The sequence below is a fragment of the Methylobacterium platani genome (assembly GCF_001653715.1).
Taxonomy (GTDB): Bacteria; Pseudomonadota; Alphaproteobacteria; order Rhizobiales; family Beijerinckiaceae; genus Methylobacterium; species Methylobacterium platani.
This window is the reverse complement of record NZ_LWHQ01000009.1, coordinates 79,307-96,212: the sequence shown is the minus strand read 5'-3', so window position 1 is coordinate 96,212 and position 16,906 is coordinate 79,307. Positions and strand designations below refer to the sequence as shown.

Genomic DNA, 16,906 nt, shown 5'->3' with positions numbered 1-16,906 from the left:
ACATGGTTAGCGACCGTTGTATTCGGGCAACGACGGCTTGCCGCCGAAAATCACCTGCGACGGGTCGCGCTCGATCTTGCGCACGGCGCTGTTGAGGCTGTTGAGCGTGCGCTGACCGTCGGTCGAGAGGGTCTGGACCTCGCGCCGGCCGGCGCCGCTGAGGCGGCTGACGCTCGAGGTCAGGGTGGCGGTGCGCTTGTCGAGGTTCTCCGACATCGTCCGGAAGGCGCGGCCCGCCTCGCGAATCGAGATCGCGGCCTCGCGCACCTCCGCGAAGGTGCTCTTGCCGGCATCGCCCGAGGCCGAGCCGAGGAAGCCCTCGGCGCCCTTCAGCACCGCGTCGAGCCGGTCGGCGGAGGCGTTGAGCTTGCCCGCGAGCGTCCGTGCGTCGTGGATTCCGGCCTGGACGTCGGGCGAGGCGGCGGCGAGCGCCGAGGAGAACTTGTCGGCGTTGTCGATCAGGCTCGCGAGCTTGCGCCCGTCCACGGCCTTGGTGAGCGCGTCGAGGGCCGGCGCGCTGTCGCCGAGGGTCTTGGAGAAGCGCTCGACATTGGCGAGCGTGCGGTTGATCGCGCCCTCGTTGCCGGCGACCACCCGGTCGAGGCGCTGCAGCATGTCGTCCGCGCGCTGCGCGATGGTGCGGGCCGCCGCCATCAGGTCCTGGATGTCGGAGGCGTCGGCGAAGATCGTCGGGACGGGGTCGTTGCTGGTCGGCGCGAGCGGCGGCGCGTCGGCGCTGCCGCCGACGAGCGCGATCGAGGCGACGCCGGTCAGCATCGTCATGTCGAGGCGCGCGCGGGTGTCGGCGCGCAGCGGCGTGCCGCGGTTGACCTCGATGATCGCCGTCACGCGGCGCGGGTCCTGCGGCAGCAGCCGCACGTCGGTCGCCTCGCCGACCCGGATGCCGTTGAAGGTGACCACCGCCCCCTTGGCGAGGCCGCCGACCCCGCCCGAGAACACGATGCGCACCGGCATCCGGGCCTGGTTCGCGGAGCTGCCGCGCAGCCAGAACGCGAAGGCGAAGCCGAGAGCGATCACCGCCAGCGTGAAGGCGCCGATCAGGACGTTGTTGGCGCGGGTTTCCATGCCTTAACGGTTTCCGTGCTCGTGCGGGACGAAGGGCAGGACCCTCGCGGCATGGCTCACGCGGCCACGCTTAAGCGAGGCGGCGGAGCCGGCGGGTGCGCGACCGCACATCAGGCGACGCCCTCCACGATTTCGCGGGATGAGATCTCCGGGACCACGATCGAGCGGGCGCGCTTGCCGTGGAAGTAGGAGCGCAGCCAGGGATGGTCGGAGGCGAGCATCGCCTCGATCGGCCCCTCGGCGATGATCTGGCCGTCGCCCAGGGCCGCGATGCGGTCGCAGGCGGTGTAGAGGCTGTCGAGGTCGTGGGTGACCATGAACACGGTGAGCCCGAGCGTGCGCTGGAGGGTGGCCACCAGCTCGTCGAACTCGCCGGCGCCGATCGGGTCGAGGCCGGAGGTCGGCTCGTCGAGGAACAGCACCTCGGGATCGAGGGCCAGCGCCCGGGCGAGCGCCGCGCGCTTGATCATGCCGCCGGACAGCTCGGAGGGCAGCTTGTCGGCGGCGTCGGGCTTCAGCCCCACCATCTCGATCTTGAGCCGGGCGAACTCGTCGAGCAGGCGCTCGGAGAGGTCGAGGTGCTCGCGCATCGGCACCTGGATGTTCTGCTTGACGGTGAGCGCCGAGAACAGCGCGCCCTGCTGGAACAGCACGCCCCAACGCCGCTCGATCACCCGCCGCTGGGCGAGGCTCAGGCGGTCGACGTCCTCGCCGAACACCTCGATCGTGCCGGAGCGCTTCGGCACCAGGCCGAGGAGCGTGCGGGTGAGCACCGACTTGCCCTGGCCGGACGGGCCGACGAAGCCGAGGATCTCGCCGCGGCGGATGTCGAGGTTCAGGCCCTTGAGCACCGTGCGCTCGCCGAAGGCGACCACGAGGTCGCGCACGCGGATGATCGCGTCGGGCGCCGGGCTCGCCGGGTCGGTGGGGTTCAAGGTGGGCAAGGAACGCACTCGCCTCGCTCAGAAGTCGATGGCCGCGAAGAACACCGCGAAGAGTCCATCGAGGACGATGACCATGAAGATAGACTTGACGACTGAGGCGGTGACGTGGCGGCCGAGCGACTCGGCCGAGCCTTCGACCATGAACCCCTCGACCGAGGCGATGATGCCGATGATCAGCGCCATGAACGGCGCCTTGATGAGCCCGATCAGGACGTGGCGAAGGCCGATCGCGTTCTGGAGCCGGAACGCGAAGGCCTCGAGCGACAGGCCGCCGTAGACGAGCGAGGTCAGCGCGCCGCCGGCGAGGGCCGCGAGGTCGGCCAGGAACGCGAGCAGCGGCAGGGCCAGCATCAGGGCGAGGATGCGCGGGACGATCAGGATCTCGATCGGGTCGAGGCCCATGACCCGGAGCGCGTCGACCTCCTCGCGCATCCGCATCGAGCCGATCTCCGCCGTGAAGGCCGAGCCGGAGCGTCCCGCCACCATGATCGAGGTGAGCAGCACGCCGAGCTCGCGCAGCGACAGGATGCCGATCATGTTGACGACGTAGCTCTGGGCGCCGAAGCGCTGGAGCTGGATGATGCCCTGCTGGGTGACGATGCAGCCGACCAGGAACGCGATCAGCATGATGATCGGCGCGCCGCGCAGCGCGATCTGCTCGATCTGGTTGATCAGCGCCGGCCAGCGGAAGCTGCGCGGCCGGGCGAGCACCCGCAGGCAGCCGGCCACCACCTCGCCCAGGAAGGCGAGCCCGGCCAGCCCCTGGCGGCCGAGGCTGCGCACGCCCGATCCGAGGCCCGCGACGGGATCGAGCGGGTGGAGACGCCGGCGCCGCGCGGCCGGGGCGGCCTCCCGGTAGGCGACCTCGCGCAGGAGGATCAGGTGCTCGGGCGCGGCGCCCGCATAGGCCGTGCCCTGGGGCAGGCCCGCGCGGGTGCGTTCCAGCACCCAGGCGCCGAGCGTGTCGAGGCGGGCGAGGCCCGAGAGGTCGATGACGAGGGGCGCGCCGGCCGCCAGCATCGCCGCGGAGGCGGCCTCGACGGCGGGCGCCTGGTCGGCGGTCCAGCGGCCGCTCAGGCGCGCGGCGAGGCCGTCGCGGACGCGCTCGATCGCGGCGCCGGCCGGATCGGCCCCCCGCGTCATGGGTGCGGTCGGCACGGGCCGGCCTCCCTCGTTCGTCCAAAGAATCCCCTCGGGCCGGTCCTATACCGCGTCATGCTAACAATTCGCAAACCATCGGGCCGGCCGTTTGCGCCGGTGCCGCTCAGCGTCGTGCCGCGCGCGCCGCCGCGACCGTCAGGACGAGGCCGAGGCCGGCCATCGGCAGCATCAGCGCGAAGGCGAGGGGCCCGCCGCCGGCCCGGTAGGCCGCCCCGCTCGCCAGGGTGGCGGAAGCCGAGGCGAGGGCGGCGCAGGCCGCGTAGGTCCCCTGCGCGGCGCCGCGCCCGCCCTCCGGCGCGAGCCGCGACAGGGCCGCCATGGCACCGAGCTGCGTCGCCCCGAAGGTCAGGCCGTGCAGCGCCTGCAGCGGCAGCACCAGGGCCGGCAGGCCGGACGCCGCGAGGAGGCCGCCCCAGCGCAGCAGGGCGGCGGCCGCCCCGAGCCCGAGCAGGCGGAACGGCGCATCGCGCAACCACCCGATGCGCCCCACCGCCGCGAAGAACCCGATCTCGGCGACGACGCCGACGCCCCAGGCGATCCCGGTCTCGGCCGGCGACAGGCCGATCAGGCCCCAGTGGATGCTGCCGAAGGCGTAGACCGCGGCGTGGCTCGCCTGGATCGCCGCGCCCGCCGCGATGGCGAGCCACAGGGCGAGGGGCAGGGGCACGCGGCCGGGCGCGCGGGAGGCCGGGACGGCCGCTCTCGCCCGGTGCAGAAGCAGGGCGGCGCCGCAGGCCGAGGCGAGCTCCAGGCCGGCGAGGAAGTTCGGGATGCCGCCGGTGCCGACGAATCCGAGGAGCCAGCCGCCGAGCAGGCTCGCGGCCAGGAACCCGAGCGACCCGCCGAGCCGGATCCGGGCGTAGTCGAGCCGCGCGTCGCGGCGCACCGCGGCGAGGCTCTGGTAGTCGAGGCAGGGCACCAGGGCGGCGCCCGCGACCGCGTTGACGACGATCAGCCCGGCGAGCGCCGGCCAGCCGAGGGGAGCCGAGGCGGGCATCAGGGCGTAGGTCGCGGCGAGGCCGAGGCTGCCGGCGACCATCAGGGTGCGCGGCGGGACGCCCCGGTCGATCAGCCCGACGAGGGGGGCGGTCGCCACGATCCTGACCAGGATCGGCAGGGCCACCAGCGCGCCGATCAGTTCCGGCCCGAGGCCGAGCCCGGCGAGCCAGAGCGGCAGGAACGGCATCGCCACGCCGATCCCGGCGAACACCGCCGCGTACAGGAGGGCGAGGCGCAGGCCGTCGCGGGATGAGGGCGGCAGAGGAGACACGAGACCCCGGTGGGACGAGGACCCGACGGCACGGGACGGCCTCGGGCGCGGGCGGATCGACCGCCCGAATCAGGGTCGCACGGCGGGCCTCGCGTAAGCCGCCGTTAACGCCGGGATGTCAAGCGTTATCCACGACGAGCCCTCGCGGGCGCCGCCGCCGGGCCGGGGCTTCGGCCGGCGATGACAGGGCAGGTGAGATGACCGGGACCCCTTCGCTCCCCATGAAGCGGGAGGAGTACGACGTCATCGAGGGTGCGATGCTGGAGACGGCGCGGGGGCGCTGGTTCCTCGGCGAGTACGCCAAGCGCAACCGCACCGCCGATACCGACATGCTGCTGCAGGCGATCGGCCGGCTCGAGAACGCCGTGATCGGCGAGCGCACGCCCGCCGGGATGGAGCGCCTGCGCTTCGACCTGATCGAGATGGCCAAGGCGATCAGCCGCACCAAGTCCGAGATCGCGGCGATCCACGCCCCCGACCAGGACCAGAGCCGGCTCGGCGCCGCCTCGGAGGCCCTCGACGGCATCGTGCGGACCACCGAGCGCGCGACCTCGGACATCCTGCAGGCGGCCGAGGAGGTGCAGGAGGTGGCCTGGACCCTGCGCGAGACCGGGGCCGACAGCCGGGTCTGCGACCGTCTCGACCACAACGCGACCCAGATCTACACCGCCTGCTCGTTCCAGGACCTGACGGCGCAGCGCACCAGCCGCATCGTCAACACCCTGCGCTACCTCGAGCAGCGCCTGACCGCGATGATCGAGATCTGGGCCAGCGAGGACGACCCTCCGGCGCAGGAGGCGGACCGGGCCGCCGTGCCCGAGACCGCCCTCGACCAGAACGACGTCGACCAGATCGTGGCGACCGGGGGGGGCGGAGATCGGGACGAGGCCCGGGCGCGGGACGCCGAGACCGTCCCCGCGCCGCGGCTGCGCCTCGTCGAGTCGCCGCTCGCCGACGACGACATCGCCTTCGTGCCGGTGCGGGACGAACCCACGGCTCAGGCCGACGACACGCTGGCGCTCGAGGACGCCTTCGCGGAGATCGACGGCCTCGCCCTCGACGAGAAGCTCGCCCGCTTCACCTGAGGCCGCACGACCTGAGGACGCACGGGGCCCGCCCTCGCGCCGCCACGATCGCCGCGCAGGGAGCCCGCGCCCCCGATCCGCTCTCACAGCCGGCCGCGATGACCCTGCACCTCCTCAAGCTCTGCGTCGGCTGCGAGTCCATCGCCGACCTCGAGGAGTGGATCGCCGCCCGCCGGGCGGAGGCCGTGCGCCAGGGCCGGCCGCACGAGCAGGCCCACATCACCCGCATGGTGCCCAAGCGCGGCGACGAGATCGTCGGCGCCGGCTCGCTCTACTGGGTGATCCGCGGCCTGGTCGCCTGCCGCCAGCCGGTGCTGGCGATCCGCCCCTTCACCGACGGCGACGGCGTCGGCCGCTGCCGCCTCGTCCTCGACCCGGCGGTCACCCCGGTCGAGCCGCGGCCGTGCCGGCCGTTCCAGGGCTGGCGCTACCTCCCGGCCGCCGACGCCCCGCGCGACATCTCCCGCCACGCCGCCGGCGACCTCGCGGCGATGCCGGAGGCGATGCGGCGGGAACTGGCGTCGCTGGGGCTGCTCTGACGGGGGTCATACCCTCGCGCCTGCGGGCCGCCGGACCCTCGCGTCACCGTCCGTCGATCCCCGCCTCCAGCGTCCGCACGATCCAGGCGTCGCGGCTCTCCTTCGCCTTGGCCGCCGCGGCGTCGATCTGGTCGGACAGGGCGGTCGAGACCGGCACGTCGAGGAGGATGCGCGTCTCGTCCTGGGACGGGTCGTAGACGAGAGTCGTCAGCTGCGCGGCGAAGCTGCGCAGGGCCGCCTGCTTCTGCGGCAGCGTCAGGCTGCCGTCGCGGTCGACCAGGGGGCAGTAGGAGGCGACGGCGTGGTCGATGATCGCGCCGTTCGACAGGCCCTCGGCCCGCAGGCGCTTCACCGCCTGATGCAGGGCCCGGTTCGAGCCGGCCGCGGCGCCGGGCTTCGCGATCGCCTCGAACAGCGGCCCGTCCGGCGCGCCCTTGCCGTTGCCCGGGCAGGCGAGTCCGGCCGCCGCCGCCGGAAAGGCCGCGAGGACCAACAGGCCGGCCAGGGCCAGGGAGGGGAGGCGGGATCGGGTGCTCATGACATCTCCTCGCTCGACGGATCGGCCGGCGGCATCGGCCCCGGTCGTCAGATGAGCGGGAAACGTGGCCGCTTCCCCAACGTTGCGCGCCGGAATCATGAAAACCCCGTAATGCAACGACGACGCGCCACCATCCTGGGCCACGATTCGGGATCGTCGACGCGGAGCGGCTCCCGACGAAACGGGCCCCCACCGGTCCCGAGGGATCGATGGGGGCCCGTCTCTCATCGGGTGATCGCGGGGTTCTCGGGGGCTCACGCCCCCTCGAACCGCCCGCTGGCATGGGCCAGCATCGTGTAGACCTTGCCGCTCTCCGAGGTGAGGTAGGCGTTGGCCCGGCGCGGATCCTTGTCGGTGCGCGAGACCTCGCCGAGCAGGCGCTCGAACTCGCGCACGTAGTGGTCGACGGTCCGGCGGAAATCCGGCTCGGCGCGGTAGCGGCGGCGGATCTCGTCGAAGGTCTGCTGGCCCTCCGCGGTGTAGAGGCGGCGGGTGAACAGGTTCGTCTCGCCGCGCCGGTAGCGCTCCCAGACGTCGACCGCGGCGGCGTGCTCGATCATCCGGGCGATGCTGCCCGAGAGCGAGTCGATCGCCGCGGCGCCGGCCGTGCCGGACGCGCCGCCCTGTCCCGTCTTCGCCTTGCCGGCCGCCGGCACCGCGTCCTCGTCGTCCTGCGAGGCGCGGGTCAGGAGGTCGGAGAGCCAGCCGCCGGAGCCGCCGGCCGGCGGGGCGGCGTCGCGCCGCGCCTCGGCGGGCCGGCTCGCGCCCTGCGGCGCGGCCGGACGGGCCTGGCCCTGCGGGGCAGGGGCCTTCGCGGGCTGCCCCGCGGCTTGCACCGGGGCCCTGACGGGCTGCGCCGGGGCCTTCGCGGGCTGCGCCGAGGCCCTGGCAGGCTCCCTGGCTACCGGCGCCTGGACCGGGGCGGACTGGATCGGAGCCTGCGGCTTCGGGGCCGCGGGGACCGGGACCGCGGGGGCGGCCCGGCCGGCTTCGGCGGCGCGGGGCTGGGCCAGCGGCTGGGCCAGCGGCTGGGCGACGTCGACCGAGCGGGGCGAGCGCTGGACCAGGGCCGAGAGCTCGTTCAGGGCCTTGATCTGCTCGGCCACCACCCGGCGCATCTCGCCGGTGGCGTCCTGGGCCTCCTGCGGGATGCTGACCACGCCGCGCTGCAGGTCGCCGCGGATCTCCTCCAGGGTACGGCGGATCTCGGTCGCCATGCCGCGCATGGACTCCACCGTGCCCTGGAAGCGCTCGGCGGCGTCGCCGAAGGCCTCGCGTAGCTCGCCGGAGGCGCCGGCCACGGCCTGCCGGACCGATTCGGCGGTCCGCTCGCCCTCCTGGCCGGAGCCGGTGCGCAGGCGCTCGAACGCCTCCGTGACGGCGCTGCCGGCCTGGCGGGCCCCGGCCTCGATCTCGCGACCGAGCGCCTGGGTGCGGGCCTCGATGGTCTTGAGCGTCGCCTCGACCCGGGCGCCGACGCCCTCCGTCGCGGCGGCGAGCGCCGCCGAGCGGGCGTCGATGCTGCCGAGCAGGGCGTCGATCTCGGCCTGGCGCTCGCCGAGCGAGGCGCTGACCCGGCCCTCGGCACCTTCCAGCGCGCCGGCGGCCGCCGTCAGGTCGCCGAGATGCTGGCGGGCGGTCTCGGTGAGCGCCTTGCCGCGGGCGTCGAGCGTCGCGGCCAGCCCCGCCGCCTGGCGCAGGGCCCCGGTCGCCGCGCCCTGGAGCGCGCCGACCTGCTCGGCCACCCGGTCGGAGGCCTTGGCCGTCTCCCCGGCGATCTCGGCGAGCGCCGCCTGGATGTCCTGCACCCGGCCGGACAGCCCGCCCTCGATCGCCGAGAGGTTCTCGCCGGACTTGCCGATGAGGTCCTGCAGGGCGCCGCAGGCGGCCTCGATGCGGCCGATCAGGCCGCCGAGCTCGCCGCCGAGGCGCTGGTTGACCTGCGTCAGGGCCTCGACCGCCCGGGCCGCGCCCTGGTCGGCCGCCCGGCGCAGGGTCTCGGACGCCTCGGAGGACAGGGCCGCCAGCGTCTCGGCGCGCTCGGCCAAGGCCGCCACGGCGCCGCCCATCCCCTCGGTCACCGCCCGCTCCAGCGCCTCGCTGCGCTGGGCCAGCACCGCCACCAGCTCGCTGCCGGGGCCCTCGACCAGGCCGCGCAGCTGCGCCACCTGGCGGTCGAGCCCCGCGACGGTCTCGCCGCTCGCGGCGAGGGCCGCCACCAGGGCGCCGCCGCGCTGGTCGATGGTCCGGTGCAGGGTGGTCGCGGTCGCCTCGAGCGTCTGCCCGAGGGCCCCTCCGCGCTCCTCGACGAGGTGGCGCAGGGTCTCGACCTGCTCGGCGAGGCCGCGGTTGAGCTCGGCCCCGCGCCCGTCGATGGTCTGGGTCAGGTCGCGGGCGGTCTCGGCGAGCGTCCGGGCGAGGGTGGTGCTGCGCTGGTCGATCAGCGCCGCGAAGGCCGCCGCGCGGCGGTCGAAGCCCGAGCTGAGCTGGGCGCTGCGCTCGTCCACCGCCGCGGCGAGCGCCGCGGAGCGCTCGTCCATGGCGCCGTGCAGGCTCGCCACCCGCTCGTCGAGGGCCGCGGTCAGCGCCGCCGTGCGGGCGTCGACGAGGGCCGCGTAGGCGTCGCTGCGGTCATCGAAGGCGTCGGCCAGGGCCTCGCCGCGGGCCGCCACCAGGGCCGCGAAGGCGCGCATGCGGCCGTCGATGCGGGCGGTGAAGGCGGCCGAGCGCTCGTCGACGCTGCCCGACAGGGCCTCGGTGCGGGCCGCCAGCAGGGCGGCGAGCTCCGCCGCCTTGCCGTCGACCAGGGCGCCGAAGGCGGCGGCGCGCTCCTCGACGGTGCCGTCGAGGATCTGGACGCTCTCGCGCAGGCGCTCGGCCACCGCCGTGCTGCCGGCATCGAGCCGCGCGCCCAGGGCCTCGACCTGCCCGCCGAGCACCGCGTCGAGGGCGGCGCGGCTGCGCTCCAGGGCCCCCGACAGCTCGGCGACCCGGGCGTCGAGGAGCGCGCTCAGCGCCGCGCCGCGGCCGTCGAAGGTCTCGGCGAGGTCGGCGTTGCGCGAGTCGAGCAGCCCGGCGAGGGCGTCGCCGCCGCTGCGGATGGTGGCGGCGAGGGCGTCGATGCGCTCCTGGACCCGCCGGGCCAGGACGTCGCCGGCGCCGGTGAGCTCGGCGAGCGCCCGCTGGCGCCCGTCGATCAGCCGCACGAGGTTGCCGCCGCCCTGCGCGATCGTGCCGGCGATGGCCTCCTCGCGCTCCCCGAGCAGGGCCGCCAGAGCCTCGACGCGCTCGGTGAGGGTCCGGGCGAGCGCCGTCCGGTGCCCGTCGAGGGCGTCGCCGAGGCCGGCCTGGCGCTCCGCGAGCAGCCCGGAGACCGATTCGGCGCTGCGCGACACGGCATCGCCCAGGGACGCGACGCGGGATTCGAGCAGGCCGGCGGCCTCCTCGCCGCGGGCCGCGATCAGGCCCGCCACCGTCTCGCCGCTGCGGCCGAGGCTGGTCTCGAGCGCCTGCGCCCGGGCCTCGATCAGACCGTCGAGGGCGCGCAGGGCCGCGTCGACCCGGCCCGACAGGCCCTGGCCGCCGGCTTCCGCCGCGCGGACGAAATCCTCGGCGCGGGCATCGATGAGGCCGGCGAGCGCCTGGGCGCGGGCCTCCACGGCCTCCGCGAAGGCGGCGCCGCGGTGCTCGACCAGGTGGTCGAGGGCGGCGAGGCGGTCGTCGAACAGGCCCGAGAGGGCGCGGGTATGCTCCTCGACGGAGCCGAGCGCCCGGCCGACCCGCTCCTCCAGGGTCGCCGCGAGGCTGTCGCCGCCCTGGGCGAGCACGCCGCGCAGGGTTCCGACCCGCTCCTCCAGCACGGCGCCGAGAGCGCCGGTGCGGTCGTCGAGCACGGCCCCGAGGGCGCCGGCCCGGTCGTCGAGAAGGCCGCGCACCGCCGCGGCGCGCTGCTCCAGCGCCTCGTGCAGGGCGCGGATGCGGGCGTCGAAGCCGGACTGGAGCGCGTCCGCCTGCCCGTCGAGGAGGCCGCGCAGGGTCGCGGCCTGGCCGTCGAGCCGGTCGCCGAGGGTCCGCAGGCGCTCGCCGAACAGGCGCTCGATCCCGGCCTCGCGCTCGTCGAGCAGGGTGGCGAGCGCCGTCGAGCGGTCGCCGACCACCGATTCCAGGCGGCCCGAGCCCTCGGCCAGCACGCGGTCGGCCTCCTCGACCGTGCCGCGCAGGGCGCCGAGCACCTCGTCGCCGCGCCGGCCGATGAGGTCGGTCAGGGCCGTGCCGCCGCGGTCGAACAGCCGCGCCAGCTCGGTCATGCGGCCGGCGAGCGCCCCGAACATCGCCCGGCCGCGCTCGTCGATCTCCTGCGCCATCGCGGCGGTGCGCTCGTCGACGAGGCGGGCCAGGGCCTCGGTGCGCCCGTCGAAGGCGGCGCGGATCGCGTCGGCCTGGGCGGCGAGGTCGCGGCTCGCCGCGCCGCTATGGGTCTCCACGAAGGCGACCAGCTCGCGGGTGCGGGCGCCGAGCTCCTCGTCGAGGCCGCGGGTGCGGCTCTCGATCAGGCGCAGGGCCTCCTCGGCCTTCACGCCGAAGGTCTCGTCGACGATGCGGCCGCGCTCGTCGAGGGTCTGGGCGAGGCCGTCGAGGCGGGCGATCACCCGCTCGTCGAACCGGGCGGCGCCGGCATCGAGGCTGCGGGTCATCTCCTCGGTACGGCGGCCGAGCTCGTCGCCGATCTCGCCGACCCGGGCGGTGAGCGCGTCGCTCATCGCCTGGCTGCGGGCCGTGATGGCGCGGGCGAGCTCGTCGGCGCGGCCGTCGAGGGCCTGGGCGACCTCGCGGCCGCCCTCGGCCATCACCCGGGCCATCTCGCCGGCCCGCACGATCAGGGCCTCGTTCAGCGCCGTGGCGCGGGCGCCGATATGCTGGTCGACATGGGCCACCATGGTGCTGAAGGTAGCGCCGATCTCGGCGGTGCGCTTGGCCGAGCGGTCCTCGAGGGCGCCGAGCTGGGCCTCGACGGACTCGCGGGCCTCGCGGGTGCGCTCGGCAATGGTCTCGGCCACGGCACGGCCCTGGACCGTGATGAGCCGGTCCATCTCCTCGAGGCGCCCGGAGACCGTCTCGGTGAGGTGGTGAGTGTCGCGGGAGATCCGGTCGGCCAGGATGTCGCCGCGGGCGATCGCGTCCTGGAGGACGGCGAGGCGGTTCGTCAGCACGTCGTCGATCGCGCGGCCGCCGGTCTCGGCGGCGCTGGCGAGGGCCGAGCCGGTCTTCTCCAGGGCGTCGTTGACCCGCGCACCCTGGCTCGCCACCGCCACCACGATGTCGCGGCCGACCGCGGCGAGGCGGGTCTGGGTCTCGTCGGCGTGCTGGCCGATCAGCGCGGTGAGCGCGCGGCCATGGCCGTCGAAGGCGGTCCCGACCTCGTCGAGGCGGGTGTCGAGGGCGCCGGTGGCACTCTCGGCGGCGAGCGCGAGGGCCGCCGAGACGTCCTCGGCCTGGCGCGTCAGGTGCTCGACCGCGCCGCGCAAGGCCGCGTCGGTGGTCTCGGTGCGCGCGGCGACGAGGCGCCCGGCCTCTTCCGCCGCCTGCACGAAGGCCGTCGCCGCCGCGAGCGTGCGGTCGTCGAAATGCCCCGTCGCCTGCTCGGCGGCGCGGGTGATCGAGGCGGCGACCGCCTCGGCCCTCTCGGCGAGCCCTTCGACGGTTGCACGCAGGGTCTGGTCGACCGTGCCTGCCCGCTCGGCGACGAGGCGCCCGGCCTCTTCCGCGGCCTGCGCGAAGGCCGTCGCCGCCGCGAGCGTGCGGTCGTCGAAGTGGCCCGTCGCCTGCTCGGCGGCACGGGCGATCGAGGCCGCCACCGCCTCGGCCCGCTCCGCCAGGCCGTCCAGCGTGCCGCGCAGGGTCTCGTCGACCGCGCCCGCCCGCTCGGCGACCAGACGCCCGGCCGCCTCGGCCGCCTGCGCGAAGGCCGCCGTCGCCGACAGCGTGCGCGCGTCGAGCGCGCCCGTCGCCGTCTCGGCCGCCCGGCCGATCGCGACCGCCGCCTCCTCGGCCCGGCCCGCCAGACCCACCACCGCGCCGTGCAGCGCCGCGTCGGCCTCGCCGGCCCGCACCCCGATCACGCTCGCCGCCTCCTCCGCCACCCGGGCGAAGGACGCAGCGGCTTCCGCCAGACGCGCCTGCAGCGCGCCCGAAGCCTCCTCGGCGCCCTGACGGAACGCCTCGACGCTCTCGGCCGTGCGGGCGCCGACCGCGCCCGTCGCCGTCTCGGCGGCCCGGCGCAGCACCGCGGCGGCCTCATCGGCCCGGGCACCCAGCTCGCCGGTCGTCGCGGTGGTGGCCTGACGGAACAGCTCGGCCGCAGCCTGGCTGCGGGCGTCGAGCTCGGCCCCGGTGGTCTCCAGCGTGCGCCGGAAGATGTGCGCCACCTCGACCGTGCGGGTGCCGAGCGCGCCCGTCGCCTGCTCGGCGGCGCGGCGCATGATCTCGGCGGCTTCCGTCGAACGGCCCTGCAGCGCGTCGCCGACCGTGTCGGCCGAGGCGGTGAGAGCGGCGGCGGCGGCCTCGGCCCGCTCGGCGAGGCCGGCGAGCGCGGTGCGCAGCGAGGCGTCGGCGGCCTCGGTGCGCTCGCCGATCAGGCGGCCAGCCTCCTGGGCCGCGGCCACGAAGGCGGCGGTCGCGGCGGTGCTGCGGGTATCGAGGGCGCCGGTGGCGCTCTCGGCGGCGAGCGCGAGGGCCGCCGAGACGTCCTCGGCCTGGCGCGTCAGGTGCTCGACCGCGCCGCGCAAGGTCGCGTCGGTGGTCTCGGTGCGCGCCGCGACGAGGCGCCCGGCTTCTTCCGCCGCCTGCGCGAAGGCCGTCGCCGCTGCGAGCGTGCGGTCGTCGAAGTGCCCCGTCGCCTGCTCGGCGGCGCGGGCGATCGAGACCGCCGCCGCCTCGGCCCGCTCCGCCAGGCCGTCCAGCGTGCCGCGCAGGGTCTCGTCGACCGCGCCCGCCCGCTCGGCGACCAGACGCCCGGCCGCCTCGGCCGCCTGCGCGAAGGCTGCCGTCGCCGACAGCGTGCGCGCGTCGAGCGCGCCCGTCGCCGTCTCGGCCGCCCGGCCGATCGCGACCGCCGCCTCCTCGGCCCGGCCCGCCAGACCCACCACCGCGCCGTGCAGCGCCGCGTCGGCCTCGCCGGCCCGCACCCCGATCACGCTCGCCGCCTCCTCCGCCACCCGGGCGAAGGATGCAGCGGCTTCCGCCAGACGCGCCTGCAGCGCGCCCGAGGCCTCCTCGGCGCCCTGACGGAACGCCTCGACGCTCTCGGCCGTGCGGGCGCCGACCGCGCCCGTCGCCGTCTCGGCGGCCCGGCGCAGCACCGCGGCGGCCTCATCGGCCCGGGCACCCAGCTCGCCGGTCGTCGCGGTGGTGGCCTGACGGAACAGCTCGGCCGCAGCCTGGCTGCGGGCGTCGAGCTCGGCCCCGGTGGTCTCCAGCGTGCGCCGGAAGATGTGCGCCACCTCGACCGTGCGGGTGCCGAGCGCGCCCGTCGCCTGCTCGGCGGCGCGGCGCATGATCTCGGCGGCTTCCGTCGAACGGCCCTGCAGCGCGTCGCCGACCGTGTCGGCCGAGGCGGTGAGAGCGGCGGCGGCGGCCTCGGCCCGTTCGGCGAGGCCGGCGAGCGCGGTGCGCAGCGAGGCGTCGGCGGTCTCGGTGCGCTCGCCGATCAGGCGGCCGGCCTCCTGGGCCGCGGCCACGAAGGCGGCGGTCGCGGCGGTGCTGCGGGTATCGAGGGCGCCGGTGGCGCTCTCGGCGGCGAGCGTAAGCGCCGCCGAGACGTCCTCGGCCTGGCGCGTCAGGTGCTCGACCGCGCCGCGCAAGGTCGCGTCGGTGGTCTCGGTGCGCGCCGCGACGAGGCGCCCGGCCTCTTCCGCCGCCTGCGCGAAGGCCGAGGCCGCCGCGAGCGTACGGTCGTCGAAGTGGCCCGTCGCCTGCTCGGCGGCGCGGGCGATCGCGGCGGCGACCGACTCGGCCCGCTCCGCCAGACCCTCGACGGTCCCGCGCAGGGACTCGTCCAGGGACTGGGCGCGGGCGGCGACGGTGCGGCCGGCCTCGTCGGCGGCGCGGGAGAAGGCGAGGGCGGCCGCCTCGGCGTTCTCGCCGACCTGGCCGGTGGCGGCCTCGGCGGCGGTGCGGAAATGCGCGGCGAGCGCGGCGGCGCGGACGTCGAGATCGGCGGCGATCTCGTCCGCGGTGCGGCGGAGCGCATCGCCGGCGCCGGCGGTGCGGGCCTCGAAGCTGCCCTGGAGGGCCTCGGCCGCCACCGCGAGGGCGGCCTGGGTGTCCCGGGTGCGCTGGTCGAGGCCGTCGATCAGGTCGACGCTCCTCGCCGCGAAGGCGGCCGCCAGCCCGTCGAGGGCCTGGCCGATCCGGCCCTCGGCGTCGCCGGTCCGGGTGGCGACGAGCGCCGCGACCCGCTCGCCGGTCTGGTCCAGGCTGCGCTCGAGGCTGCCGCCATGGCCGACCAGGACCTCCTCGACGCGCCCGATCGTCTCCTCGAGGCGGGCGGTGAGGTCGGCGCCGCGGACGCCGAGCGCCTGGGCGGCATCCTCGACCAGCGTCGAGAGGTCGTCGCGCACCTGCGAGGCCTTCTCGCCGAAGGCCGTGATGACGCCGTCGCTGGCGCGGGACAGGCCGGCCTCGGCCTCCGCCGCCCGGGCCTCGATGGCCGCGACGACGCCGGTGCCGGCCTGCTCGATCTCCTCGCGCAGCGCGACGCCGCGATCGGCGATATGGGCCGCGATGGCGCTGCCGGAGGCGGCGAAGCGCTCGGTGATGCCGGTGCCGGTCTCCGCGAAGCGCTCGGTCAGGTCGGTGCCGCGGGTAAGGAAGCGCTCCTCCAGCCCCTGCGCCGAGCGCTCGAAGGTCTCGCGGACCTGGGCACCCTCGCGGTTGAGGGCCTCGATGACCCCGGCACCGGTCTCGGCGAGCGTGCGGGCGACCTCGCCGGCATTCTCGGCGAGCGTCCGGGTGAGGAGGCCGCCGGTGCGCTCGAACGCCTCCGTCACCTCGACCGCGCGGCTCTCGAGCGCCCGGCTCAGGGTGTCGCCGACGCTGCCGAGATCGGTCTTCACGCCCTCGCTCGTCGCGACGAGGCGCTGCACAAGGTCGTCGCCGCGGCCGGCCACCGCCTCGACCACCCGGTCGCCGGTGGCGGCGAGCGCCGCGGTGACCGCCTCGCCGCGGTCGCCGATCGCCGCCGTGATCGCGTCGCCCCGGGCGCCGAGCGCGAGGGTCACCCGCTCGCCGGCCCCGTCGACCGCCGTGACGATCCGCTCGGCCGCGGTGTCGAGTTCCTGGGTCAGGTTCTGGTGCGAGCCCTGGATCGCGCCGCGCACCCGCTCGGCGTTGGCGACGATCGACTCGCGCTGCGCCACCAGCTCGTCGACGAGGGTACGGATGCGGATCTCGTTGTCCGAATAGGCGCGCTCCAGGGTCGAGATCTCGCCGCGGACCAGGGTCTCGAGCTCGCCGGCGCGGGCGAGCGCCCGCTCGACGCCGTCGCCGACCGCCGCGACCTCGCGGCGGACCGCCTGCGACATGGTGAGAACGGCGTCGGTGGAGAAGCCCTCGGGCTCGGCGAGCCGGATCGCCACCTCGCCGACGGCGCGGGCGACGAGGCGCATCTCCTGGGCGCGCACCGCCAGCATCGCGGCGATGAAGAACAGCATCACGGGGGCGAGCACCGCCGCCGCGCCGACGGCACCCTGCAGCCCGGTCATCCCGGCGGCGAAGCCGCGCAGGTCGCCGCCGGACTGGCTCCAGGCCAGGCCGGCGAAGCCCGCGAGCCAGACGAAGGCGGCGAGCGCCGCCAGCGCGTAGGGCCCGCGCGACGGCTCGACCCGCAGGGTCTGCTGCAGGGCGCCGACGCTGCGGCGGTCGTCGTTGGCGACGAGGGAGCGGTCGGGCGGCAGCAGGCCTCCCTCGCGGCGGGCGTCGCGGGGGCCGGGCAGGGCGCTGCCGTCGAAGCCGGGCTCGCGGGTCGCGCCCGCGAGCGGGTCGGAATCGTGCACGTCGGGCAGGCGCGGTTCGACGCGGCTGCCGTCGAGGGCGTCGGGCGTCGGGGCATCGGGCGACCGGGACGTCTCTCCCGCGACCGGATGGTCGAGGTTCAGCGCCTGCTCAATCGCCGACAGCGCCGCTTCCGCCGGATCCTTGAGCTTCTTTTCCGTCGCCATCGAACGCCCCGTTACGCCGTGAACGCCGCCGGGCGGCCCGTGAGGGCCGCCGCGCCGCATCATCCC

8 protein-coding genes are annotated in these 16,906 nt (G+C 76.2%); 2 read left to right on the top strand and 6 right to left on the bottom strand.

Going from position 1 to position 16,906, the window contains the following annotated elements:
- Nucleotides 1–6: 6 nt before the first annotated feature.
- From A5481_RS04425 to A5481_RS04410, 4 genes are all read right to left on the bottom strand, one after another.
- Entirely contained in the window at nucleotides 7–1,086 is a 1,080-nt protein-coding gene (locus A5481_RS04425; RefSeq protein ID WP_048433186.1) for an MlaD family protein, read from the bottom strand.
- A 110-nt stretch (nucleotides 1,087–1,196) separates the two neighbouring features.
- Entirely contained in the window at nucleotides 1,197–2,030 is an 834-nt protein-coding gene (locus A5481_RS04420) for an ABC transporter ATP-binding protein (protein ID WP_245238741.1), read from the bottom strand.
- An 18-nt stretch (nucleotides 2,031–2,048) separates the two neighbouring features.
- Complete coding sequence (locus A5481_RS04415; RefSeq protein ID WP_048433187.1) at nucleotides 2,049–3,173, bottom strand: MlaE family ABC transporter permease; 1,125 nt, start codon at nucleotides 3,171–3,173, stop codon at nucleotides 2,049–2,051.
- A 121-nt stretch (nucleotides 3,174–3,294) separates the two neighbouring features.
- Nucleotides 3,295–4,461: an MFS transporter gene (locus tag A5481_RS04410; protein ID WP_048433188.1), complete on the bottom strand. Its 1,167-nt coding sequence runs from the start codon at nucleotides 4,459–4,461 to the stop codon at nucleotides 3,295–3,297.
- A gap of 221 nt (nucleotides 4,462–4,682) precedes the next feature.
- Here A5481_RS04410 and A5481_RS04405 point away from each other — a divergent pair, with 221 nt between their 5' ends.
- Complete coding sequence (locus A5481_RS04405) at nucleotides 4,683–5,546, top strand: hypothetical protein (RefSeq protein WP_245298618.1); 864 nt, start codon at nucleotides 4,683–4,685, stop codon at nucleotides 5,544–5,546.
- Nucleotides 5,547–5,644: 98 nt separating this feature from the next.
- Nucleotides 5,645–6,085, top strand: a complete 441-nt coding sequence (locus tag A5481_RS04400; protein ID WP_048433190.1) for a DUF1489 family protein — start codon at nucleotides 5,645–5,647, stop codon at nucleotides 6,083–6,085.
- A 43-nt stretch (nucleotides 6,086–6,128) separates the two neighbouring features.
- Here the strand turns inward: A5481_RS04400 and A5481_RS04395 are convergent, their stop codons facing one another.
- Nucleotides 6,129–6,623: a hypothetical protein gene (locus A5481_RS04395; protein WP_048433191.1), complete on the bottom strand. Its 495-nt coding sequence runs from the start codon at nucleotides 6,621–6,623 to the stop codon at nucleotides 6,129–6,131.
- A gap of 254 nt (nucleotides 6,624–6,877) precedes the next feature.
- Nucleotides 6,878–16,840, bottom strand: coding sequence for an apolipoprotein A-IV repeat region-like domain-containing protein (locus tag A5481_RS35665; protein WP_064503793.1), 9,963 nt, complete (start codon nucleotides 16,838–16,840; stop codon nucleotides 6,878–6,880).
- Between the last annotated feature and the right edge of the window lie 66 nt (nucleotides 16,841–16,906).